A 25748-nucleotide genomic window follows, 5' to 3' on the forward strand; every position below is an offset into this window, starting at 1 on the left:
GATTATTAAAATCTTTAACTGATTAATTTCCGAAATTATAACGCATCGTAAATCCGGTTCTGATGTTGGTCAACGGGAATGAGGTTGAAATCACCGGTTTAGAGAATGAATGATCATAGAAGAAAATCGCCGTTAGGTTTTTACTAAACGAATAATCCGCGGTTAATTTGGCTGACCAAATATTTTGTCCACCACCTAATTGGTTGTTGTCATAATCTAAGTAACGAACAATCGTTTTGTTATTTCTATAGGAGAAATCCACTTTGACATTGATATCGCTTTTAATAATACCGGTTGGATTGTCAGCCAATTGTGACGAGAAAATAACGTCTTTGAATCGGTAACCTAATCCTATGATGTATTCGTGTCCTTGTACTTCGGTCAACAAATTGTTGTCAAAACTCATGGATAGACTTCGGTCTTTTTTCATTTCGGCCAAAATTTTGAAAGAGTTTTTCATTTCAAAATCAACCCTTACCAAAGGATTGAATTGTTCCACCAAGTTGATGTTGGCGACAATTGTTTTGTTATGAAAATTACCGTAATCATTGTACTGACCGCCAGGATTTTGATCATAATCAAAATTAGAACGGAAAGAGTTAATCGTATACGAAGCCCTATAAGCATGTTGGATAGAGAATCTTTTGAATCGGTCTTTGAAAAATTTATAGCGCATCAAACCACTGTATTTCATGTTCCAGTTCGGAATAGGTATACTGCGGAAAATACCCAAAGAAACCCCATCAGCTGATGTACCGGTATAAGCCGCTAAGAAAGATGGAATCAAAACCGATTGGTTGTTTTTTCCAAATCCTATAGGATATCCTTGATTAGCAGTATAAAACGCATATTTTTCTGGTTCTAAAGTCTGATCAGGAATTGGATTGGCACTATCACCATATCGTCCCAAACCAATAGTGCCATTTTGTGCTGCTAATCTGTCTGCAATCATCAAACGATTATCTCTAAACTCATCAAACGCCGCTGAACCATTTTCATCGCTTTTACCAAATGAAGTCGCAATCATTACCGTTGAGATGGAGAAATTTCCAAAATTGTATGGTGAAAGTGAATTGTACATTCCGGTAGCTTCCGTAACATCATATTGTTCTGAATAATTATCAGCATAAGTTCTGTTGGCGGTCAAATCGATTTTAAAATCCGGGAACAAATCTATATTAGCTGTCATTTCCAAGGTTTTGGTAATGGTTCGCGTATAGTTTTGGTTGAAATCAGGATAAACGGTTAACCAACCTCTTTTCGCCGCTTCGTATCGAACGTCATCTTGCGCTCCGAAAACAAATCCGAACGAAGGTTTAGCCGAACCAAAGAAACCTAAACTTGGTAAAAATCCGGGAAGCAGTGTTCCTTCATTTTGAACATAGTTAATTTGGACATTTTTCACACTAGTCAACACCCCTTTCAAGCCGTCTAAAAAGACATTGGTATTAGCCGCAGGTTGTGGTCTGGTGTTGGTAATTTTTTCTCCCGGTTTTGGCAACGCAGCCGGTTTTGCAGGAGCAGTTGCAGGTTTTTTACCCAATCCGATATATTTATAGAACGTCTCCATATTGAATGCCGTATTCAATCGGTGCGAACCTGCATTTTGAATCGTATTTCCTAAGTCGTAATCTCTACCATCTAATGTAACTGATGACAATGCCAAAGAAGAACGCTGCCAACTGTAATCCCCGGTATAAGAATAAGTAGACTTCACAAAGGCTAAGAATGGCAATTTGTTCAGAGGCAAATCATAATTGAGTACAATTTGCTGGTTGTGTTGGTTTGGCGTTCCAATGTTCCAGAAATCTGTCCAAATCGTATAGCTGTTATCCGGAACGTTATTTTCATCCAAGTAAGAACGAACAATATTATGAGATGCCGCTGTAAAATTAATTTTTAACGATTTGGTCAAATTGTAGTTGAAACCATATTGGTAATTGAACATATAGTTTCTTCTAAATAAAGGCTCTATAGGAATTCCTTCCACATCAACTTGTCTAAACTGTTGTTTGTTGTATTGTCTGATAATATTAGAGCTAAAAGATATACTGGTCGGAAGATAATTCAAGTTGAAATCACTCAACATTTTCCAATAACTGCTTTTCTTGAAAAACTTGTTTTGCTTGAAAGGCTCGATCGTTTTTGGCTTGAACGCATAAGTATAATCAACCGAAGTAGTCACTTGTTGGTCGATGTAATTTTCGATTTCGTAATTGTGTTTTTCCACTTCATTATACGAATAAGAAAGCGTTAAATTCTCCGGATCATAAATGCGTTGTTTTTGTTCCGGTGCTCTTTCTTTTTTTACCCCAATAAAGTTGATGCTTGTTCTTTTGGTATAATCAATAGCGCGCGCTCTAATATTGTTTCTTTCCGCAGCATCAGTAGTATTACTGATCAATTGCTCTAATCTGATATCTTGATTAAACGGATCGTACTCCGGCGTGATAATTTCTTCTCCGATAGCATAATTGAATGGCAAATTAATTCCCCATTTTTTAGGCAATAATTTACCTAAGCTAAAGTTGGTTACAATATTATATTGTTGCACATCTTCTCTGCTTCTTTCGTTTGGTCCTTCTTCCAAAGCACCAAAACCAATCGTACTCATTCTACCCGTAGCAGAAAGAGTCGCAAAGTCGGCCATGTTGGTATCAACATTTAAAACAGCTGCCATTCCACCTTTATTGTTCATATCGGCAATACGCAATTCGTTGAACCAAACTTCTCCTCGAACTTCATCGGTATGATTGTTTTTAACCCCAATCATTAAAGTTCTTACCAAACCAAAGTTTGGATTTCCTTTTATTCCTAATTTTAATACATCATCATCATCCCCATTTGGTAACAGCGGATCATTATCAGGATAATAAATACCTTCAGCATCTAAAGGCAATCCTGTGTTTCCTATCGTTCGCACTTTCATCTTGGTCAATAAGTTCATCGCCAAATTGATTTCGTTTACTTCCGGCCAAATAACATCTGCTAGGGTTGCTGTTGCAGGCGTCACTTTTAATGGAATTTCCACTTGGTAAAAGTTATTGGTAAAGTCATTTCCGAAACGAATAAACGCTACCATTTGATTGTCTAAAAGTGGTGAAGCATCCGTTGGTAAAGCTTCTGCGTGTAAAAACATTCTCAGTTTGTTGAACTGACGCATATCTACATTTACGTTTTTGAATACGGCTCTTGAATCACCCACTTCCAAACCATCTCCGGATACTCTCAACGACAACGATTGCTCATTTTGACTGATGACTTGTTGTCCACCACTTGGCAATTCTTCACGAACAACGCCAGGAGGTGTTACATAAGGAATTGGCAATCTTGAAGCATTTTCCTGAATATTTACTGCTAAAACATCAAAGTTAGTATCATCAGCAGCAGGATCATCTCCCGGTTGGAAGGTTTGTTCATATCTTCTCCATTCGCCACGAACTAAGTCTAAAGCTCCGAAACGCAACGTAACCGGTTCTGTAAATCCGGTCATGAACATTCTCATAAAACGGATAGAGCGGAAATCTGAAATGCTACCGACTGTAGTAGTAGGTTGGGCTACCGGAATTTTAAATTGGTACCAACGAGCAGTGGTTGTCGTTCCATTTGGCAAATCCTGCACCACTGTTTCTCTTACATCTGTAATAAAGTTTTGACCTACTTGCATGTTAGGCTGCATGTCAATTTTATACTCATAATAAGCGTTCACCGTATTCATGGTATTGTCACGGTTGATGTCTTCAACATCGGGAATGGTTGTTGAACCTCTATTGTTTTCAGACACTCCAACAGGTGAATTGCCTTCTACACCATTATATTTCTTGTAGCGTTGAAAAACCGTCGGACCGGTTGCATTTAAAAAGTATTGATAATTATCCGCCGCCGGGTCATCTAAAGTAGAATAACCGCCTATGCCCGCTAAGTTTCTCTCCGCGTCATCGTTGATTCCGTCAAAACCAACATCCTGCGCCGCCCTATTAGCACCATCCACATCAAAAGCATAAATAAGCGATTGAGATGAAGGAACTCTTCCCCAAACGGTTGTACTGGTTAGCGATTGAGAACTACTATTTGAAGGCAAACCGTTTTCATATTGTTTGCGTTCGTCTTTCAAAACATCTTCTGAGATTTCTCCTAAGTTGAAATACAATTGTCCTACGTTAGAAGGATTCGCTACAGCAGAAGGATTCGTAGGGTCAAAATAAGGATCTAATACCCAAAACTGGATATACTCCACATTACTTTGTTCGAAATTGGTAGAATTAATTGCTCTTGTAATTCCACCGAAATTATCTTCAGGAGCTGAAAAACCTGATGGATTCAGTGCTTCCGGATTATAATTATACGGTCCTCTTTCTTGCGGATAATACGTTAAATCTAAAGTGTTGATTACTGTGGTCTGGCCAATGTTAAGTTCCAAATTCGGAAACAACTCTCGGCTGAAGATTCTACGAGTACTATTTAAGGAAATTCCGTCCGGACCAATTTCTCCTGGTGTTTGCACATAAATAGTTGGGTCAATAGTGTACCAATTTAATTGAGCTCTTTTATGACCATAATCTAAACCGACTAAAGCGGAACCAAAATCAGGATAATCCACTCCTGCTTGCCATTTTGGAACACTGGATAAATTCCATGACAATGGAGAACGCATATCAATAGTGGTTTGAGAGCCTTCAAAATCATCTACATAAACGGTAGCTTCACCTTGAAACTGATCGGCTGTTGGCGTATCGGGTTGCAAAAAGGCAATTTCACCTCTAACGGATAAATTAGAAGGAACATCTGTATCAATATTTGGCAACTTGTTGGCTAAACGTGTTAAAAATGGGACTTCAGTAGAATAGTTGGCGTTAAAACCAAAAATGGTATTGTTTACCGACTCTTGTCCGTAATTTGATTTTTGGGTAAAGGGTCTTTCGGTCATTTTGATGAATGTACCACCTAACATCAACTTATCAGAAAATTTGTGCTCCACATTTATCCCCATGAATCTTCTGGTTTGTTGCCCAAAAGTAGCATTGTTCTCCACCGAAACTTCAATTGGTGTACTAGAAGCTTGTAGCGAAGGATCTAAAATTTGAACTCTACCGGCTTGGTAATTCACACTATAGTCGATTCCTTCTTGCAGCAATCTTCCTCCGGCAGTAACTACCACCGAACCTCTTGGCACATTATAGGCACCGATTGGAATTCCATCGCCACCGGCGGATTTAAATCTTCCTTTTAATTGGAACTTATTCTTTTCTGCATCTTGCAAAGCACCGGCTTGTGTACTGGCATACATGCTTTTGAAAACATATTTTTGCTGATTCCCATTATAAGTACTTTCGGTATAATAATCTTCAGTTCCCAATTTTAATTTATCAAAAATTAATTTACCAAAAGGTTCTACTGTAGTGAATATAATGCGTCCGTTTTGTTGGTCAATCGTTAGTCCCGGCAAGAAATCGAAGAAACCATCTCCTCCGGCTTGCGGGTCATTGTTGTAGTTCAATCGGTCTACATTAAATACTTTTATCAATGGTGTTTCGGCCACTAACATATCCGGATTGGTTGTTGGTGGGAAAGGAGTTCCCGGTACCGGCGATATATAGTTTATCGGTGACGGATCAGTATATAAAATATTTAACCTGAAATCTTCTTGTTGCAATTGAAAGGCGCCCGGAATTTGGTAGATGTTTTTCATCATCAAGTTCCAAATTGGTTTATCAACATTAGTCAAATTACTTTTCAGCATTTTCAAAATCAAACTTTGGGAAGACACGGTTTGATTTGCCGGATCGGTTTGATCTACTACAGTGGCATCAACACCATCTGTTCCAAATTCCCCTACTTGATAAACTTGATCCCCAATGGTATATTGGTAAGCTACTGCTAAAACTTCATCGTTAGCCAATCGTTGTTGCAAAGATACATATCCTAATTGCGGGTGAAAAGTAAACTCATTCGGCATCAACTTTCGGGCGTTTTCCAACTTAGAATAATCTGTTCCTTCATCAACCACAACTAAGTTATTGAATCCTGCACTAGAAGTTACAATGTCACGAATGTTATTGTTTAACAAACCGGTTCCCGCACTAATTTGAGCCGGATCGTACTTGTTGTTGCTGTTATCCGATGGAATATCATCTGTCGGAACAGGCACTGTAAAGAAGTTATTGTTGATATCAGTTTGATTCAGTGCTACAATTTGGTCGTCATCAAAACCAGCCAATCTTGCTTCTCCTAAATCTTGAAGCGCGATGATATTTCTTAGGTTATTGTTGGTAGTACTAACTCGGTTTTGTCTATTGGTTACCCAAACTTCAATACGGGTAATTTGAACTCGACTACTGATTAAAGGATAATCCACCAATGCGGCATCGTACTTATTTCTGAAATATTGCGACAAGAAAAAGTGTCTGTCCGCATCATAATCCAACCCAAAAATTTCGAAATCCTGAATGGTTCCGCCACCTTGAGCAGTAACCGATCTCGTTTGGGACTTTTGCTCAGAGAAAACTCCGGTAATCGTAGTTTTACCAAATTGCAATTGGGCTTTGACCCCAAATAAACTTTGGGCACCGCGAATTAATGAATTGGTCAACGGCATACTCACATTTCCGACTTCAATTTTCTGAATGATATCGTCTTCAGTCGGCGTGTATTCTAATTTGATTAAATTTTGAAAAGCAAAAGTCGATTCGGTGTCGTAATTGGCATTTACGTTTAAACGCGTTCCTACTTTTCCCATCAAACTCATGCTGATTCTTTGGTCGAAATCGAAGGTAGTTTGCGCTCTGTTTCTTGGTGACAGTGCCGGATTATCTTGTTTGGTGTAACGAACACCTAAATCCATTTCGACAGAACCGGTTGGTTTTACATCGATGGTATTGCCGCCAAAAATCGTTTCAAAAAAGCCTGAATTGACATAATATCTTGGCAATAAATCTTTTTTATCCGCTTCGCTTCCCTCTTTTTTGCCGTCAATCGCATCTGATTTCTTCTTAAAATACTCACGCATAGATTCGCGAAGCACTAATTCTTGGTATTCTTTTGGCGTTAAAATAAGTGGGTAATTGATATTAAATCCGTCAAACGTACTTGAATAAATATACCGATTGGTGATCGGATCGTACGTATAGGAATTGACAATACTCCTCGGATTTTTAATTTCAATTCTTCCGGTGTTGTACCCTGTTGAATCTTGAGCAGGCGTTGGTACCGGCGTTACTTGAGAAAATGCATTTACTCCAATAAGCAAAATCGCTCCCAGAAGGATTTTTTTCAAGTTAAAGAATGATTTCGTTGCGTATATTGTTTCCAAGAATTATAAATTTTTTAATGCTTGTTTGATTATCGTTTCTACTGTGGCTTCAGGATTTTCTTTGATGATTTTATCCACCACTTTTTCTGCATTTTTCCTAACATAACCCAAAACCTCCAAAGCAGATAACGACTCTTCTCTGTTAATATTGTGTTGTGATACTGAAATTTCGTCTAAGTTGTAGATTTTTAACACTTTTTCTTTTAAATCCAAGATAACTCTTTGGGCTGTTTTGCTTCCAATTCCCTTGATGGATTGTATTGTTCCGACGTCACCACTTCCTATGGCCTGTATAATTTGTTTTGGGTCTAATGATGACAACATTGTTCTGGCAATACTGGCTCCAATTCCCGATACGGACAACAATAATTTAAAGAGTTCTCTTTCAGATTTTTCGACAAAACCAAACAAAGAATGAGCATCTTCTTTGATTTGCAGATGGGTAAATAATTTGATGAAATCGGTATTGGGAAGTAATGAAAAAGTATGCAAAGAAATATTAACATGATAACCCACTCCATTGCAGTCGATTACGACTTCTGTTGGTGTTTTTTCTACTAATTTCCCTTGAATATGTGCAATCATTTTAATTAAAATCTATTCCAAATATAACAAAATTCTTCAACTGACATCATCTCTTAGCAATATCTGAACAATATTACAAAATCTATTTAGACGTCATCTTTTTTCTCTTCTCTTTTTCTTGCGCATCAACTACTGACACAGCCACCATATTGACCATTTCTTCTACGCTGGCGCCTAATTGGAAAATGTGTACGGCTTTTTCCATACCTAACATAATTGGTCCGATAGAATCTACTTTGTACAACTCTTTCAAAAGTTTGTAATTGATATTTGCTGCTTCCAAATTTGGGAATACCAAAGTATTGACTTTTTTACCTGCCAATTTAGAGAAAGGAAATTTATTTTTCAACATTTCAGGATTCAGCGCAAAGTCGGTTTGGATTTCTCCATCCACAACTAAATCAGGATAATACTTATGCAAATAAGCTACTGCTTCTCTAACTTTGGTAGCACTTTCATAGGATGACGAACCAAAATTCGAAAACGAAACCATCGCAATTACCGGTTCCATTCCGAACATTCTAACGGTTTTTGCCGTCATCAATGCAATTTTAGCTAATTCATCTGCTGTAGGATTTGGATTGATTGCCGTGTCTGACAAAAACATCGGTCCACGATTGGTCATCATCATATTAGTTGTGGCAATCAAGGTAATTCCCGGTGCTTTCCCAATTAATTGCATCAAAGGTTTCACCGTTGACGGATAACTTCTTGAATAACCCGAAACCATCGCATCAGCATCGCCTTCATTAACCATCATAGCGGCAAAATAATTACGCTCGCGCATCCATTTTTGGGCATCCAATAATGAAATCCCACGACGTTGCCTTGACTGCCAAAAGATGTCGGCATACTTCATTCTGCGTTGGTCTTCTTCTTTGGTTTTAGGATCAAAAATAGGCACTTCGGCATCGAAACCTAATTCTTCTTTAAGTTCTAAAATCAATTCTTTGTTTCCTAATAAAATGGGATGAGCGATACCTTCTTCGTAAGCAATTTGGGCTGCTTTCAATACGTCTAAATGATCTGCTTCCGCAAAAACTACGCGTTTTGGATCGGTCTTGGCTCTATTGGTCAACAAACGAACCATTTTATTATCGGAACCTAAACGTTCTAACAATTCTTCTTCATATTTTTCCCAATCCGTAATCGGATGCAACGCCACACCTGAATTCATGGCGGCTTTGGCCACAGCCGGCGCTACTTGTGTGATTAGTCTCGGGTCAAATGGTTTTGGAATGATATACTCTTTTCCAAAATTCAAACGGGTTTCGCCATAAGCGATATTTACTTGTTCAGGCACGGGTTCTTTTGCCAAATCAGCTAAAGCATGAACCGCCGCCATTTTCATTTCTTCATTAATTTTCGTCGCTCTAACATCTAAAGCGCCACGAAAAATATAAGGAAAACCCAATACGTTATTCACCTGATTAGGATGATCGGAACGACCGGTTGCCATGATGATATCTTTTCGTGTGGCAACGGCCAAATCGTAGTCAATCTCCGGAATCGGATTGGCCATAGCGAATACAATTGGATTTTTGGCCATGCCCAAAAGCATTTCCGCTGACATGATATTTCCGGCTGATAATCCGAGGAAAACATCGGCACCAACTAAAGCTTCCGCCAAAGTCGTTCCTGCTTTTCCATGTGCGTATCTTTTTTGCAAATCGGACAAATCACTGCGCTCTGAAGAAAGCACACCGTCTTTATCGAACATGATAATATTTTCAGCTTTTACGCCTAATAAAATATACAAATTGGCACAAGCCAAAGCCGCAGAACCGGCTCCGGAAACTACGATTTTAACTTCGGTAGTTTTCTTTTTGGCAATTTCTAAAGCATTCAACAACGCGGCTGACGAGATAATTGCCGTTCCGTGTTGGTCATCATGCATTACGGGAATATTCAATTCTTCGACCAAACGTCTTTCGATTTCGAATGACTCCGGCGCTTTGATGTCTTCTAAGTTGATTCCACCGAAAGTTGGCGCAATATTTTTAACGGTTTCGATAAACGCATCGATGTCTTTAGTTCCGACTTCGATGTCGAAAACATCAATTCCGGCAAAAATCTTAAAGAGCAAAGCTTTTCCTTCCATTACAGGTTTTGAAGCTTCGGGACCGATATCTCCTAATCCTAAAACGGCAGTTCCATTGGTGATTACGGCTACTAAATTTCCTTTGGCGGTATATTTATAAACGTTGTTAACGTCTTTGGCAATTTCTAAACAAGGTTCAGCAACACCCGGAGAATAGGCGAGAGACAAGTCTCTTTGCGTCGCATATTTTTTGGTCGGCACTACTTGGATTTTCCCTGGCGTAGGTTTGGCGTGGTATAAAAGTGCTTCTCTTCGCTTACTGTATTTATTCATTTTGGTTTGTTTTATTCTGACTTACAAAGGTAGAAGACTTACTGAAATAGGGAAACATTTGAGAGTTTCTTTTGCAATGTTTTACTTCAAAAAATCAATATTTCGTTTCAATCCTTCCCATTGAGTTCGCTTTAATGGAGAATTGGTAAAAACTGCTTTAAAAGTTTCTTCTGTGATTTCTTCCCAGTCCTTTTTGGTATAAGATAGAAGTTCAGGATAAGGAGAAAACAAGGGTTCGCTATGTGGCTTGGAAAATTTATTCCATGGGCAAACGTCTTGGCAGACATCACAGCCAAACATCCAGTCGTCTAGTTTGCCTTTCATTTCCTGAGGAATATTTTCTTTGAGTTCAATGGTGAAATAAGAAATACATTTGCTTCCATCCACAACATAAGGTGCCACTATAGCTTGCGTTGGACAAGCATCAATACAAGCGGTACAAGAGCCACAATGGTCTGTTGTAGCATGGTCATATTCTAAATCTAAATCAATCACCAATTGGGCGATAAAATAAAAAGAACCTACTTGACGTGTTAGCAAATTACTGTTTTTACCAATCCAACCTAAACCGCTTTTGGCAGCCCAGGCTTTGTCCATTATAGGTGCAATATCAACAAAAGCGCGCCCGTTTACGTCTCCGATTTCTCTTTTGATTGACTTTAATAATTTTACCACTTTCTTCTTAATGACATTGTGATAGTCTTTACCATAAGCATATTTTGAAATCTTATAACTGTCTTGATTTTGCTCTTCAGAAGGAAAATAATTAATTAACATCGAAATGACACTTTTAGAATCGCTGACCAACAAAGTTGGGTTCAAACGTTTGTCAAAATGTTCTTCCATATAAGACATTTCTCCATGACAATTTTGTTTGAGCCAATGCTCCAATCGAGGCGCTTCTTCTTCTAAAAATCCTGCTTTGGAAATCCCACAAGACAAAAAACCGAGGCGTTTGGCTTCGGCTTTGATGAATTGCGTATATTTTTCTTTATTGTTGATCAAAATAATCCTCCTTGAATATTCGTATTGATTTTTCCTAAATGCTTATACGCTTTTTCGGTTACTTCTCTTCCTCTTGGCGTTCTGATAATAAAACCTTCTTGTATTAAGAATGGCTCGTACACTTCTTCGATGGTTTCTCCGCTTTCAGAAACAGCTGTCGCCAAAGTGGATAGGCCTACCGGTCCGCCTTTGAATTTATCGATAATAGTGGTTAGGATTTTATTGTCCATTTCGTCAAGCCCATGAGCATCTACGTGTAATGCTTTTAGAGAATAACGTGCAATTTCAATGTCAATTTTCCCGTTGCCTTTGATTTGTGCAAAATCTCGAACACGGCGCAATAAAGCGTTGGCAATACGAGGTGTTCCTCGGCTTCGCCCTGCAATTTCTATTGCGGCTTCCATAGTGATCGGCATTTTGAGAATAGTCGAACTACGTTGCACAATGGTAGTTAAAAGTTCGGTGTTATAATATTGTAAACGACTTTGAATTCCGAAACGAGCTCTCATTGGAGCAGTAAGCAATCCTGAACGCGTAGTGGCTCCAACTAAGGTAAACGGATTCAAATTGATTTGCACTGTTCTGGCATTCGGTCCGGATTCAATCATGATATCGATTTTGAAATCTTCCATGGCGGAATACAAATATTCTTCCACTATCGGACTCAAACGATGGATTTCGTCTATGAACAAAACATCTCTTTCCTCGAGATTTGTAAGTAATCCAGCTAAATCTCCGGGTTTATCTAAAACAGGTCCGGAAGTAATTTTAATACCAACTCCTAACTCATTGGCCAAAATATTAGCCAAAGTGGTTTTTCCTAAACCCGGTGGTCCGTGAAAAAGGGTGTGATCGAGTGCTTCATCTCTTTGATTGGCGGCTTCTACAAATACTTTTAAGTTATCTAGCACTTGTTCTTGACCGGTAAAATCATCAAAACTCAAAGGCCTTAATTTTTTCTCTAAATCAAGCTCTTCCGGATTAAAATTATTGTTGGTTGGATCTAAATTCTCGTTCATTTCACAAATATATAACAAAGTTGGTTGCAAATAAAAATGCCTTTCGATTAGGAAAGGCATTTGTTATATTTAAAGTAAGAATTAGTGATGTAAAACTTCTTCTCCCGGTTTCATAGGTACATTTTGAGGAACAAAATCATCATCATGACCTGGCTTACTGTAATCGTAAGGCCATCTGTGAACTTCAGGAATTGCTCCAGGCCAGTTTCCGTGAATGTGTTCAACAGGCGCAGTCCATTCCAATGTATTTGATTTCCAAGGATTTTGAACTGCTCTTTTTCCGTAGAAAATGCTGCTAAAGAAGTTGTACAAGAAGACCAATTGGAAAGCACCACCTACTAAAGCAAAAACTGTAATAATCACGTTTACGTTTTGTAAGTCGTCAAACAATGGGAAATTAGTGTTTGTATAATATCTTCTTGGTAAACCTGCCATTCCGATGAAGTGCATTGGGAAGAATACGCCATAAGCACAAACTGCCGTTACCCAGAAGTGCACATATCCTAAGTTTTTGTTTAACATTCTTCCGAACATTTTAGGGAACCAGTGGTAAATACCGGCGAACATTCCATACAATGCTGAGATACCCATTACCAAGTGGAAGTGAGCCACTACGAAGTAAGTATCGTGAACGTTAATATCTAAAGTACTATCTCCTAAAATGATTCCTGTTAAACCTCCTGTGATAAAGGTAGAAACCAATCCGATAGAGAATAACATCGCAGGGTTTAACTGCAAGTTACCTTTCCATAAGGTTGTAATATAGTTGAATGCTTTTACTGCTGATGGAATTGCAATCAATAAGGTGGTGAATGTAAATACCGAGCCTAAAAATGGATTCATTCCCGAGATAAACATATGGTGACCCCAAACGATAGTTGATAGGAATGCAATCGCAATAATGGACATAATCATCGCTCTGTAACCAAAAATAGGCTTACGAGAGTTGGTCGCAATAATTTCAGAGGTAATACCCAAAGCCGGTAATAATACGATATATACTTCAGGGTGACCTAAGAACCAGAATAAGTGTTCGAACAATACCGGTGAACCACCTTGGTAATGTAAAACCTCTCCGGCTATATAAATATCAGACAAGAAGAATGATGTCCCGAAACTTCTGTCCATGATTAACATCAAAGCTGCAGATAATAATACTGGGAATGAAATAACCCCAATGATAGCAGTGATAAAGAAAGCCCAAATAGTAAGTGGCAATCTTGTCATTGACATCCCTTTAGTTCTTAAATTGATTACCGTAACGATATAATTCAATGAACCTAATAATGATGAAGCGATAAAAATAGCCATAGAAACCAACCATAAAGTCATCCCTGCTCCAGAACCGGACATAGATTGTGGCAAAGCACTTAAAGGTGGATAAATAGTCCATCCTGCAGAAGCCGGACCGGATTCTACAAATAATGATATCACCATTACAACACTTGATAAGAAGAATAACCAGTAGGAAATCATGTTTAAGAATCCTGAGGCCATATCTCTTGCTCCAATTTGCAATGGAATCAATAAGTTACTAAAAGTTCCACTTAGACCGGCAGTCAAAACAAAGAAAACCATTATCGTTCCGTGTATGGTAACTAAAGCTAAATAAGTTTCGTTATTCATAACGCCTCCCGGAGCCATTCTTTCCCCAAGGAAAAAACTAAAAATTTTAAAAGATTCTTCGGGCCATGCCAATTGCATTCTGAATAACATTGACATACCAACACCAATTACTCCCATAATGATACCGGTAATCAAATACTGTTTGGATATCATTTTATGATCAATACTAAAAATATATTTAGTAATGAACGTGTCTTTATGGTGGTGTTCGTGTTCGTCGTGACCGTGATCGTGATTGTGAGCTTCTGCTGACATATAGGTAAACTTTTAAATTTTATTAATGTTTCGTTTCTGCTTGAGCAACTACTGTTGTGTCTTTGCTGTTTGAAGAGGTTGAATCTTTAGTTGGTGTTGCAGGAGTTTCAGAAGCTTTAGCTTCAGCCGCTGCAGTTTTCACTGCTTGAACAATAGTTTTTGCGGAGTTTTCTTTTAACCAATTTTTGTATTCTTCCGGAGTATCCACTACAATTTTCATTTGCATGTTGTAGTGAGAAGCACCACAAATTTTGTTACATAACAATAAGTAATCAAAAGTATATGGGTCAAGTGCGGGTTGTCCTTCTGCAATTAATTTTTCACTTTTCTTTGCTCTTATGGCATTGATATTTGCCACTTTTTCAATCATTGCCGGTTTATCTCTCATCTCAGCAGTAGTCAAAGTTGGAACAAAAGAAAATTGAGTTACCATACCCGGAACACAGTTCATTTGTGCTCTAAAGTGAGGCATATAAGCTGAGTGCAATACATCTTGAGAACGCATTTTGAAAATTACTCTCGTTCCTTTTGGGATATGCAATTCAGCTGAGCTAAAATCATCTTGAGCATTTGGGTCAGACAAATCAACACCAAGGTTATTAACGCCTTCTATATATCTAACATTTGCTTTTCCTAAAACATTATCTGCACCGGCGTATCTCGCTTCCCATTTAAATTGTTGCGCGTAAAGTTCGATAACGATAGCGTCATCAGCATCTTCTTCATCCACAAACATAATGTTCGTCCAAGCATATAATCCATAAAGAATTAATCCTGCTAAAACAATCGCCGGAATAACACTCCAAATAAATTCTAATTTGTTATTGTCAGCAAAATAAAGTGCCTTTTGCCCTTGTTTTCCTCTGTATTTAAAAGCAAAATAGTGAAGCAATGCTTGAGTAACGGTTTGTACAAAAAAGATTAAAACCATCGAAATCATCATCAGGTTGTCTACTTGTGGACCATGTTCCGAAGCAGCATCGCTCATCAAAGGAAATTGGCTGTAATTTAAAAGACAGTAGATTGTAGTTAGGTAAATAAATCCTAAGAAACCAAACATCAAGTAACCGTTAACTTTGTTATCGTTATCGTTAGCCACTTGAGTGTCATTCACATTTCCACCAACTTGAGTTAAGTCAAATATTTTAGTTAACTGCCATAGGGCAACTGCCAATAAAACTACAACTATAAGTATCAAAAGAGTTGTCATTTGTAATTTACTTTAAATATTAATAATGAAAATGTTTACTTTCTTCGATGAAAGGATTGCGTTTTGGAACCAATGGTGCTTTAGTCAAGGCACTGAATACTACAAAAATGAATAATCCAAGGAAGAATAAAATTGCTGCAATTTCAGGTATTCCAATGAACCATCTGTCACCTACTGTTGCCGGCATAATCATATTGAAGAAATCAACATAGTGTCCGAATAAAATAACAACACCTGCAGTCACGATAATCCAAGAAACACGTTTGAAATCGGTATTGATTAACAACAATATTGGGAATACAAAGTTCATAGCTACCGCTCCAAAGAATGGCAAGTTGAAATCTTCAATTCTTGTTTTGAAATAAGTTACCTCTTCAGGAATATTTGAATACCAAATCAACATGAATTGAGAGAACCATAAGTAGGTCCAGAATACACTAATACCAAACATGAATTTTGATAAATCGTGTATGTGGCTTGAATTTACATTTTCTAAATAACCTTTAGATTTCAAGTATAAAGTCACCATAGAGATAGTGGTAATTCCACTAACAAAGAAACTAGCAAATACATACCATCCAAATAAAGTACTGAACCAGTGTGGATCAACTGACATAATCCAATCCCATGACATAATAGATTCTGTTACGATAAAGAATACTAAGAATGCTGCTGACATTTTGAAATTCTTTTTGTAGAAAGAATTGTCTGTAGCTTCATCTTGCGCCAAACAGTTTTTTCTAGATAAATGTCTGTATAAATTCCATCCCGCTATGAAGATAGCTGCTCTTATAATCCAGAATGGGAAGTTTAAATAACCTGATTTACCGGCGATTAACGCATCATAATTTTCGTGTCCTACTTCTGTTACACCATCGTTCATCCATACAAATAAATGATTGAAATGGAAACCTGATAATAATAATAAAATGAAGAAAATAATAGAACCCGGTAATAAATAAGCCGTGATTCCTTGCATTACTCTGAATAATACCGGAGACCAACCAGCTTGTGCTACTTGTTGGATTGCATAGAAAGCCAAAGCTCCTAAAGCAATTAACATAAAAAATAAACAAGCTACATACAATGCTGCCCAAGGTTTGTTTTGTAATTGGTGTAGCACGTGTTCTGCATGTTCCTTATGCTCATCATGTCCAGCGCTAGCTTTCGCGTCGTGTCGGGCTGTTTCAGCATGTGTTGCTGGTGCAGTATGTGCTACAGCCGCAGCTGTGTCATGTGCTACAGAATCAACAGGTGTTTCACTCGGAGTAACCGCAGCTACAGGTTCAGTATGCGCTTCATGCGTTGCTGACTCAGTTTTGGCTTCATGAACGGGAGCAGCTTCGTGTCCACCACCGTGATGTTCTGCTTCTTCAGCTTTTAAAATAGCCTCAACCTCATGAATATCTTTTGGTGCAGTTAAAAAACCATAACCTATCCCAAGAATACCCACGATCATTAGGACAAAAGAAAAGGTTTTTAGTTTACTTGAAAATGTATACATATCTATAACAATCTGTTTGTTCTACAATTATAATTTGCTTTTAAGTTGCATTACATAAGCGGCAACCAACCAACGCTCTTCTTGACTTAACTGATTAGCATGAGAACCCATTGAGTTCAAACCATAAGTCACAACATGGAAAACACTACCTTCATTGATAACTCTGTCGGCATAACTTGGAACTCCCAAGAATTTCTCTTGAGTAACCAACTTCCCTTTTCCATTTCCTTCGCCACCATGACAGATAGCACAGTAAATTCCGTAAAGCTCTTCTGCCTTTTTCATATCCACTTGAGTTGAATCAAGCGGTGATTTTGGATTTAAAGCTTTTATTGCTGCTAAAGCTTCAGGAGTATTTGGATATTCATAAGGAACGAAACCTCTTTTTATTGAACCATCTGCAGGTGATTGTCCTACTTTACCTTTCTCACCTGTTGGCGAATTGAAAGCATCTGACTCAGCATTGGTTTCATAAGCCACAGATTCGTACATATTAGGCATGTATTGATAGTTTGGTTTCAAATCATCTTTACAAGAAGACAGAGAAACAATGCTACCCAATACAAATGCTATTTTAAGTAAACTTTTCATATCTATTATTAATGCTTATCAATTACTTTTACTTCTACTGCTCCTGTTCCTTCGAAGAATTTTACCAATTCTGCTTCATTGTCATGAACAGCTACTTCCATTAAGAAGTGGTCATCGGTAGTTCTTACATCCGGATTTTCTGCTTCTTTAAATGGCCACAATCTACTTCTCATATAAAAAGTGATAACCATTAAGTGAGCTGCAAAAAACACAGTCATCTCAAACATTACCGGTACAAAAGCCGGCATGTTTTGAATATAACTAAAACTCGGTTTTCCACCAATGTCTTGCGGCCAATCGGTAATCATGATGTAATTCATCATAACCGTTGCCACTGTTAAACCAATACATCCATAGATGAATGCACAAATGGCTAAACGTGTTGGTGCCAATCCCATAGCTTTATCTAAACCGTGAACAGGGAAAGGAGTGAAAATTTCCTCAATATGATGATGGGCTGCTCTGGTTTTGTGAACCGCATCCATTAATACATCATCATCATTGTATATTGCGTGTATAACTTTATTACTACTCATAGCAAATATTAATGTTTATCTGAATGATTATGACCTTCTGCTTCTCTTTGTTTCTTATAATTCTCACCTGATGATTTCAAAATTGTTTTAACCTCTGCTTGAGCAATCACAGGGAATGTTCTCGCATATAAAAGGAACAATACAAAGAAGAAACCAATTGTACCGATGAAGATACCAATATCTACAAATGTTGGTTGGAACATCGTCCATGATGATGGAAGATAATCTCTGTGTAATGAGGTAACGATAATTACGAAACGCTCAAACCACATACCGATATTTACCACAATAGAGATGATGAAAGAGAACATAATACTGGTTCTTAATTTCTTGAACCACATGAACTGTGGAGAGAACACGTTACAAGTCATCATCGCCCAGTATGCCCAAGCGTAAGGACCGGTTGCTCTGTTCAAGAAAGCATATTGCTCATATTCTACTCCTGAATACCAAGCCACAAATAACTCAGTGATGTAGGCAACCCCAACAATAGAACCAGTAATCATAATTACGATGTTCATCAATTCGATATGTTGGATAGTGATATAAGCTTCAAGATTTGATACTTTTCTCATGATAATCAACAACGTGTTTACCATCGCGAATCCAGAGAATACCGCTCCCGCAACGAAGTACGGAGGGAAGATTGTGGTATGCCATCCCGGAATTACCGAAGTAGCAAAGTCAAAGGATACAATTGTGTGTACAGAAAGTACTAAAGGCGTTGCTAAACCTGCCAAAACCAAAGATACTTCTTCGAAACGTTGCCAGTCTTTTGCTCTTCCACTCCATCCGAAAGATAGAATAGAATAAATTCTTTTAGTGAAAGGAGTTACTGCTCTGTCTCTTAACATCGCGAAATCCGGCAATAAACCTGTCCACCAGAATACAAGTGATACAGAAAGATAAGTCGAAATCGCAAATACGTCCCAAAGCAATGGTGAATTAAAGTTAACCCATAACGAACCGAATTGGTTTGGAATTGGCACAACCCAGTAAGCTAACCATGGACGACCCATGTGAATGATTGGAAATAAACCTGCTTGGATTACCGAGAAGATGGTCATCGCTTCCGCAGAACGGTTAATAGCCATTCTCCATCTTTGACGGAATAATAATAATACGGCAGAGATAAGAGTTCCGGCGTGACCGATACCAACCCACCAAACGAAGTTAGTGATATCCCAAGCCCAACCAACGGTTTTATTTAATCCCCAGGTTCCAATTCCGGTAGAGATAGTATAGACAATACAACCTATTCCCCAAAGGAAAGCGGCTAATGCAATTGAAAATACTGTCCACCATTGTTTGTTGGCTCTACCTTCAACAGGCGCAGCGACATCTACTGTTACATCGTGATAAGATTTATCACCTATAACTAAAGGTTTTCTAATGGGTGCTTCGTAGTGAGACGACATAATCCTTTATATTGTTTCTTAATTAATTATTTTTTGATACTAGGTATTTCTAACTTTAACGTGATAGAAAACGTTTGGTTTTGTTCCAACACTTTCTAACAAGTGGTACATTCTCTTATCTTCGACTAACTTAGCCACTTTACTTTCTTTGTTGTTAACATCTCCAAAAACCATAGAACCTGAAGAACAAGCGGCAGAACAAGCGGTTTGGAATTCTTCCACACCTACTTCTCTTCCTTCGCGTTTGGCAGTTAGGATTGTTTTTTGTGTCATTTGAATACACATAGAACATTTTTCCATAACACCACGAGAACGAACGTTTACATCCGGATTTAATACCATACGACCTAAATCATCATTCATATGGAAATCAAATTCTTCGTTGTTACTATATAAGAACCAGTTGAAACGGCGTACTTTATAAGGACAGTTGTTCGCACAGTAACGAGTACCAACACATCTGTTATAAGCCATTTGGTTTTGACCTTGACGACCGTGAGAAGTGGCTGCCACAGGACAAACTGTTTCACATGGTGCGTGATTACAGTGTTGACACATTACCGGTTGGAAAACAACTTGTGGATTATCCGCAGGACTTTCCATGTCTCCAAATCCGCCTAATGACCCTTTATCACCAAATAAACCATCGAATTCTTTTTTCTTCTTGTTGTCCCCTGCGAAAGTTTCTTCAGAAGAATAATATCGGTCAATACGCAACCAATGCATATCACGACTTCTTCTAACTTCAGATTTTCCAACAACAGGAACGTTGTTTTCTGCATGACAAGCTATAACACAGGCACCACAACCGGTACATGAGTTTAAGTCGATAGAAAGATTGAAGTGATGACCAACTGAACGATCAAATGATTCCCATAAATCAACTGAAGTTGCTTTTACTTCTTTGTGATCCAAAGAAACCATCGGTGATGGATTCCAAACTTCCGGCTCATCAAATTTTGCAGTAAAAACAGTTAAAGTGGTTTCTTTAATAATATCACCTCTTCCCATCAAAGTTTTTTGGGACTGAACACAAGCAAACTCATGCTCACCATCAGCTTTAGTTAAAGTGGCTGATTGAACGTTATTAAAGTTATTATATAAAGCGTAAGCGTTAACACCTACTTGCATTTCTTCTTTTAAAGCGGCTTTTTTACCATATCCTAAAGCCAAACCAATAGTTCCAACAGCTTGACCAGGCTGAACGATTACCGGAGCAGTGATTGAAGTATCACCAACTTTTACAGTAGCATAACTTCCGTTAAGACCACCATTGGCAACGATTTCATTCATTAAGTCCTTTTTATCAGCGTCAGCTTTCGAAACGGTAATATAGTTATCCCAAGAAACTCTTGTAATTGGATCCGGAAATTCTTGTAACCAAGGGTTATTGGCTTGTTGACCATCACCTAAACCTGTTTTAGTATACAATACTAATTCGAAATTAGCCAATGGTTTTGATTGTGCCAAAGCATTGGCTGCAGCAGAATAATCCGCTGAACCACCAACAGCAGCCGAAGCTACACCGGCAACAACACCATCATGAACTGCTTTGTTCCAAGTCAGGCCATTTAAGTAGGCAGCAGAATTGGCTTTGATGTAATCATAGTAAGCTGCACTATTACCGTTCCATGACAACAATCCTTCTTGGAATTGTTTTGAACTGAATAACGGACGAATAGTTGGTTGTACCAAAGAATAGGTTCCTTTAGTCAACATTAAATCATTCCATGACTCCAAATAATGAGTAGCCGGAATTGCGATATTAGTTACTGAAGCAGTTTCGTCTTCTTTCAAAGAGAACGCTGCAGATAATTTTACTTTTTTCAATCCTTCAGCAAAAGATTTTCCGTTGGCCAAAGTGTAAACAGGATTCACACCGCTCATAATTAAAGTATGAACACTTCCCGCATTCATATCAGCTAATAACTGGGCTACTTTTGCATCAGAACCTTTTCTGATTTGACGCGTTCCAACAGTTGAAAAAGCTTCACTGGTTAAGGCTTGGTTAATCGCTAAAACTAATAATTGAGCATTTTTATCTTGAATGCCACAAACCAAAACACCTTTACTTTTTGCCGCTTTCAATTGTTGTGCTGCATTAGTAATTGCCTCTTCGTTGGCTAATTTACCGGTAGAAACCGATGAACCTGTAATTACATTGTATATTTTAACTAAAGCTAATTTTTGATCCGCAATTTTCATCGGAACACGTTTATCAGCAGCGGCACCTGACAAAGTCATGTTCGCTTCAAACTGAAAATGTTTCGACATTTTGCCTTTTTGAGGAACTCTACCTTGTGCGTAACCACTATCAAATCCTCCACCTTGCCAATCTCCTAAGAAATCTGCACCGATAGAAACGATAGTGTTGGCTTTTGAAAAATCATAATCAACCAAAGCTCTTTCACCATAAACAGCTTCGAAAGCATCTAAAGCGGCTGATTCAGAAACTGAATCATAAACTACGTGCTTAGCTGTTGGGTTTTGAGCAATAAATTCAGCGATTAATTTTTCAGTAGAAGGACTTGCTAAAGTATTGGTCAACAAAACAACTTGTCCACCTTTAGCTTTAGCTTCTGCTAAACTGGCTTTGATTTTTAAATCAGCTTCTGCCCAAGTAGCATCTTTTTGAGCAACCTTAGTCACTTTAAGACGCATACTGTCATATAACGACAATACAGAAGCATGCACTCTAGCATTGGCGGAAAACTTAGCCCCTGCTATTGTATTATTTTCAATTTTAATTGGACGACCTTCACGTGTTTTTACTAATAAATTAGCAAAATCAAAACCATCAAACATAGATGTTGCAAAATAATCGGCAACACCGGGAATAATTTGTTCCGGTTGTAAAACGTAAGGAATAGATTTATGTACTGGTCCTTCACAGGCAGCCAATGAAGCGGCGGCAGTACTAAATCCAACGTATTTCAAGAAATCACGACGAGTTGTTGAAGAAGAAGATAATGAATCTTTGTCTGACAAGAATTCATCTGTTGGAATTGCTTCCACAAATTCATTATTTCTAAGCGTCTCAACAATAGAACTATTTTCGTTTAGTTCCTCAACACTTTTCCAGTATTTTTTGTTCGATGACATCGTATATAAATATTAGCTTCTTAATTTATTTTTGTTTGTTCGATAATTTGGTTATTCGTCAATTCGGCTAACAAATAACCGAATCCAGAAATCAACAAATTAATAGTGGCACTTACCACATTCTAAACCTCCCATTTGTGCTGCAGTCAATTTGTCTACACCATATTTTTTAGAAAGTTCTTCGTGAATTTTAGTATAGTAAGCATTGCCTTCCATCTTAACATCCGTTTCGCGGTGACACTTAATACACCAACCCATGGTTAATGGCGCAAATTGTTTTTGGATTTCATACTCTTGAACCGGACCGTGACATTTTTGACATTCAATACCGGCAACAGTTACGTGTTGTGAGTGATTGAAATAGGCAAAGTCAGGTAAGTTGTGAATACGAACCCATTTAACAGGTTTTGTTTTACCGGTGTATTTTTGAGTAGATTTATCCCAACCTACAGCATCATATAATTTTTGGATTTCACCATCATAGAATGCTTTTGTGTATTCTGGCGTTGCAGTAGTATCAGCAACTTCCGAAATATTTTTGTGACAGTTCATACAAACATTCAATGAAGGAATACCCGCGTTTTTACTAACTCTCGCTGCAGAGTGACAGTATTTACAGTCGATACCATTACTTCCTGCATGAATTCTGTGCGAATAATGAATTGGCTGGATTGGCGCGTAATCTTGATCAACACCTACTTGCATCATCCATCCATAAACAAAATAACCACTAGACAACAACAAGAAGATTGAAGCAACTAATACTAAAAATTGATTTTTAGCAAAAGCTTTCCAAATTGGCAATGAAGCTTCCTTTGATACTGCTTCAATTCCGTTAGCTTTGGCCACCTTGGCTAATACATTGTTCACAAAGAACAACATAACCACCAACATAAACATCACTAAAGCTAAAGCTCCAAGAATTACATTGTTAGAAATTCCGCTCTCTTCACCACCTGTTCCGGGAACAGCTGCAACTACTGGCGGTTCTGCTTTTTTCTCATTGGTATATGCAATGATATTATCTACATCAGCTGTTGATAAATTTGGAAACGAAGTCATCACTGACTTGTTGTATTCCTCAAAAATCTTAACCGCTTTAGCGTCTCCGGATTTAACCATAGCAGAACTATTGTTTACCCATTTGTAAATCCAAGCCATGTCATACTTTGCAGAAACTCCCCTTAATGCCGGACCTGTCATCTTTTTATCAAGAGCGTGACATGCCGCACAATTGGCGTTAAACAAAGCCTTACCTGCTACCGGATCTCCTCCGGCAGTTGCCATAGGCGCTGCTGTTGCAGTAGCCGGTGCTGCTGCGTCGGTCGCCGGCGGTGTTGCTTGTGAAAATGAAGTGAAGGAGACTGTTAGCATCAAAGCTAAACTGAAGACTATTTTCCTTGAAATCGAATTATGGTTACCCATTTTTTTCATATAATATAATGATTATCGACTAATGTTGGCATGGTTTTTTCTAAACCTGTTTTCGGTTAATATGCCACGCCTTGTTAAAAACTTGCACAAAAATACGACTTATGAACTATTCTCAAAACCTTAAATATATCTTAAATACCAATTTATACTAATTCTAAATAACAAATACTATTTTGTTTAATTTTTTAAGTTTTACATTTGCATAAAAATCAAATCATTATGAAAGATTTCTATAAAACTAAGCTCATTTTAAGTGCTTCATTTCTTTTCTTTTTAACACAAAAAAGCTTTGGTCAGGAAGCAAAAGTAGCTGTAAGTCAAGATCCAAAGTTTGAGCAACTACTCAATGAAAAAAGAAGAATAAACAGCTCTATTACCATCAACGACCGCTATAAAATCCAGATATTCAACGGAGATAGCGAAAACTCCAGAAAAACGTTGATGGATTTCAAAAAAGAAAACAAAAATCTCGACGCTACTATAGTCTTCAGCACACCAGCCTATAAAGTTTGGGTTGGCAATTTTAAAACCCGAATCGAAGCTGAAAAGAACTTAGAACTACTCAAAAAGAAATTCCCGAATGCGTTTTTAATCAAACCAAACAAATAAAAAAAGCCCTGATAAATCAGGGCTTTTTTTTATAAATTATAAAACTTCTTGTAAATCATTTTTTTATCGGCCGGAGTTCGTTTTGTCTTCTTGTATTCTTTGAGTAAAACGGGATTAGATTCGAGCATATTTATAACATACTTGTCCGTTAAAAAAGTCGGCATTCCGGTTGTTCTTTCTATCACTAAGGGAATTCTTTGAGGTTCTGAACTACCACTTCCACTAAAAATCAGCACCGGAAGTAATCCACCGCCCATCGCTACCATTCCGCCATAGGCTAAATAAAAACTATTGAAATCCAAATTACGCTCTTCTACTTCATTAATAAAATAATTAACCCCTAGTATTTCGGTTTTTAGGTAAAACTTCACGGTTGAAAATTGGAAAAGATTAATATAAAAATTATTTCCGTCACTAAAGCCATAAAACCCGTTCTCAACCCTACCCGTAGCATTGTTCAAGAGACAAAAACCTTCTTTGTATTTCGTTATGGTATAATCCTCTAAACTGAGGAACTTTCCATTAAAAACATCTTTGTAATTCAAATAGACACCGGCTTTTATTTCTGTATTGATACTGTCAAGATTAACGGATTCTTCAGAAACAAACGGAATGGCAATTTTATAGGTGTTTTGGGTATTCATGTAATTTGCGAAACTGTTTTTAATAGCCGTCGTAATTAACTGCGCGTGCTTTTTAGTGACATCGGAACGTGAATCTTCTTTAGAAGAAAAAAACGTCCCAGTGATGTATTCTAGCCCATCTTCCTTCTTTTCTATGATATCCAAAACTATTGTCGCAGAACCGGTTTGCATTTTTTTAAAATTATTATCGGTATCTGCGCTACTCTCTGTTACATATAGCTCGTTAATTCTAATGGAGATGGCACGTTTGCTTTCCTTTTTTGGATACAAAACAGCCAACAACGATTGAAGTTCATCTGTCAAAGGTTTTTCAAAATTGGCAGAAACTTTACTGTTGAAAAGTGACACATAAACGGTTCCGATATTTTCTTTCACTTGTCGGCCGTCATATATCTTTTCAATATAAAAATCACAATCAATAGCGGTGTTCTTTTCATTAGCCAAAGAAATCAAATGAACTTTCTTTTCTTGGGCAAAAGAAATAGCGCAGAAGAAGAAACAAAAACCAATTGCAATTTTTTTCATGA

15 protein-coding genes are annotated in these 25748 nt (G+C 37.8%); 1 reads left to right on the forward strand and 14 read right to left on the reverse strand.

Annotated elements, in window-relative coordinates; translation table 11 throughout:
- Window positions 1–22: 22 nt before the first annotated feature.
- The 13 genes from sprA to C8C84_RS01985 all read right to left on the reverse strand — a co-directional run bounded on the left by sprA (window position 23) and on the right by C8C84_RS01985 (window position 23968).
- Window positions 23–7273 carry a cell surface protein SprA gene (sprA, locus tag C8C84_RS01925; RefSeq protein ID WP_121311922.1) on the reverse strand — a complete coding sequence of 2417 codons (7251 nt, stop codon included), beginning with the start codon at window positions 7271–7273 and terminating at the stop codon, window positions 23–25.
- Between the two features lie 39 nt (window positions 7274–7312).
- A complete protein-coding gene (ruvA, locus tag C8C84_RS01930; protein WP_121311923.1) occupies window positions 7313–7894 on the reverse strand; it encodes a Holliday junction branch migration protein RuvA in 582 nt (193 codons plus the stop codon).
- 82 nt (window positions 7895–7976) lie between these two features.
- On the reverse strand, window positions 7977–10268 hold the full coding sequence (locus C8C84_RS01935) for an NADP-dependent malic enzyme (RefSeq protein ID WP_121311924.1): 2292 nt from the start codon (window positions 10266–10268) through the stop codon (window positions 7977–7979).
- A gap of 81 nt (window positions 10269–10349) precedes the next feature.
- Entirely contained in the window at window positions 10350–11273 is a 924-nt protein-coding gene (gene queG, locus C8C84_RS01940) for a tRNA epoxyqueuosine(34) reductase QueG (RefSeq protein ID WP_121311925.1), read from the reverse strand.
- On the reverse strand, window positions 11270–12292 hold the full coding sequence (gene ruvB / locus C8C84_RS01945; protein WP_121311926.1) for a Holliday junction branch migration DNA helicase RuvB: 1023 nt from the start codon (window positions 12290–12292) through the stop codon (window positions 11270–11272). The genes queG and ruvB overlap by 4 nt, the downstream gene beginning before the upstream one ends.
- Before the next feature lie 81 nt (window positions 12293–12373).
- Window positions 12374–14173 carry a cbb3-type cytochrome c oxidase subunit I gene (locus C8C84_RS01950; RefSeq protein WP_121311927.1) on the reverse strand — a complete coding sequence of 600 codons (1800 nt, stop codon included), beginning with the start codon at window positions 14171–14173 and terminating at the stop codon, window positions 12374–12376.
- Between the two features lie 22 nt (window positions 14174–14195).
- On the reverse strand, window positions 14196–15383 hold the full coding sequence (locus C8C84_RS01955; protein ID WP_121311928.1) for a cytochrome c oxidase subunit II: 1188 nt from the start codon (window positions 15381–15383) through the stop codon (window positions 14196–14198).
- Window positions 15384–15402: 19 nt separating this feature from the next.
- Window positions 15403–16887: a quinol:cytochrome C oxidoreductase gene (locus C8C84_RS01960; RefSeq protein WP_121311929.1), complete on the reverse strand. Its 1485-nt coding sequence runs from the start codon at window positions 16885–16887 to the stop codon at window positions 15403–15405.
- Between the two features lie 27 nt (window positions 16888–16914).
- Complete coding sequence (locus C8C84_RS01965; RefSeq protein WP_121311930.1) at window positions 16915–17478, reverse strand: cytochrome c; 564 nt, start codon at window positions 17476–17478, stop codon at window positions 16915–16917.
- Between the two features lie 8 nt (window positions 17479–17486).
- The gene (locus tag C8C84_RS01970) at window positions 17487–18014 is read right to left on the reverse strand and encodes a DUF3341 domain-containing protein (protein ID WP_121311931.1); all 528 of its coding nucleotides are present in this window, start codon (window positions 18012–18014) and stop codon (window positions 17487–17489) included.
- A gap of 8 nt (window positions 18015–18022) precedes the next feature.
- Window positions 18023–19432: an NrfD/PsrC family molybdoenzyme membrane anchor subunit gene (gene nrfD, locus C8C84_RS01975; protein WP_121311932.1), complete on the reverse strand. Its 1410-nt coding sequence runs from the start codon at window positions 19430–19432 to the stop codon at window positions 18023–18025.
- A 39-nt stretch (window positions 19433–19471) separates the two neighbouring features.
- Entirely contained in the window at window positions 19472–22534 is a 3063-nt protein-coding gene (locus C8C84_RS01980; RefSeq protein WP_121311933.1) for a TAT-variant-translocated molybdopterin oxidoreductase, read from the reverse strand.
- 99 nt (window positions 22535–22633) lie between these two features.
- Window positions 22634–23968 (reverse strand): c-type cytochrome, encoded by a 1335-nt coding sequence (locus tag C8C84_RS01985; protein WP_121311934.1) that lies wholly within the window; start codon window positions 23966–23968, stop codon window positions 22634–22636.
- Window positions 23969–24187: 219 nt separating this feature from the next.
- On the opposite strand from C8C84_RS01985, the gene C8C84_RS01990 reads away from it, so the two are divergent.
- Window positions 24188–24577, forward strand: coding sequence for an SPOR domain-containing protein (locus C8C84_RS01990; RefSeq protein ID WP_121311935.1), 390 nt, complete (start codon window positions 24188–24190; stop codon window positions 24575–24577).
- Window positions 24578–24606: 29 nt separating this feature from the next.
- Here the strand turns inward: C8C84_RS01990 and C8C84_RS01995 are convergent, their stop codons facing one another.
- Window positions 24607–25746, reverse strand: coding sequence for a hypothetical protein (locus tag C8C84_RS01995; protein ID WP_121311936.1), 1140 nt, complete (start codon window positions 25744–25746; stop codon window positions 24607–24609).
- Window positions 25747–25748: the final 2 nt, after the last annotated feature.

Source organism: Flavobacterium sp. 102, from assembly GCF_003634615.1.
Classification (GTDB): Bacteria; Bacteroidota; Bacteroidia; order Flavobacteriales; family Flavobacteriaceae; genus Flavobacterium.

What these genes read in the sequence shown, in the direction of transcription:
- ruvA (WP_121311923.1), bottom strand. Translation starts at nt 7,894, where the DNA reads ATGATTGCACATATTCAAGGGAAATTAGTAGAAAAAACACCAACAGAA.
- C8C84_RS01935 (WP_121311924.1), bottom strand. Translation starts at nt 10,268, where the DNA reads ATGAATAAATACAGTAAGCGAAGAGAAGCACTTTTATACCACGCCAAA.
- ruvB (WP_121311926.1), bottom strand. Translation starts at nt 12,292, where the DNA reads ATGAACGAGAATTTAGATCCAACCAACAATAATTTTAATCCGGAAGAG.
- C8C84_RS01950 (WP_121311927.1), bottom strand. Translation starts at nt 14,173, where the DNA reads ATGTCAGCAGAAGCTCACAATCACGATCACGGTCACGACGAACACGAA.
- C8C84_RS01955 (WP_121311928.1), bottom strand. Translation starts at nt 15,383, where the DNA reads ATGACAACTCTTTTGATACTTATAGTTGTAGTTTTATTGGCAGTTGCC.
- C8C84_RS01960 (WP_121311929.1), bottom strand. Translation starts at nt 16,887, where the DNA reads ATGTATACATTTTCAAGTAAACTAAAAACCTTTTCTTTTGTCCTAATG.
- C8C84_RS01965 (WP_121311930.1), bottom strand. Translation starts at nt 17,478, where the DNA reads ATGAAAAGTTTACTTAAAATAGCATTTGTATTGGGTAGCATTGTTTCT.
- C8C84_RS01970 (WP_121311931.1), bottom strand. Translation starts at nt 18,014, where the DNA reads ATGAGTAGTAATAAAGTTATACACGCAATATACAATGATGATGATGTA.
- nrfD (WP_121311932.1), bottom strand. Translation starts at nt 19,432, where the DNA reads ATGTCGTCTCACTACGAAGCACCCATTAGAAAACCTTTAGTTATAGGT.
- C8C84_RS01980 (WP_121311933.1), bottom strand. Translation starts at nt 22,534, where the DNA reads ATGTCATCGAACAAAAAATACTGGAAAAGTGTTGAGGAACTAAACGAA.
- C8C84_RS01985 (WP_121311934.1), bottom strand. Translation starts at nt 23,968, where the DNA reads ATGAAAAAAATGGGTAACCATAATTCGATTTCAAGGAAAATAGTCTTC.
- C8C84_RS01990 (WP_121311935.1), top strand. Translation starts at nt 24,188, where the DNA reads ATGAAAGATTTCTATAAAACTAAGCTCATTTTAAGTGCTTCATTTCTT.
- C8C84_RS01995 (WP_121311936.1), bottom strand. Translation starts at nt 25,746, where the DNA reads ATGAAAAAAATTGCAATTGGTTTTTGTTTCTTCTTCTGCGCTATTTCT.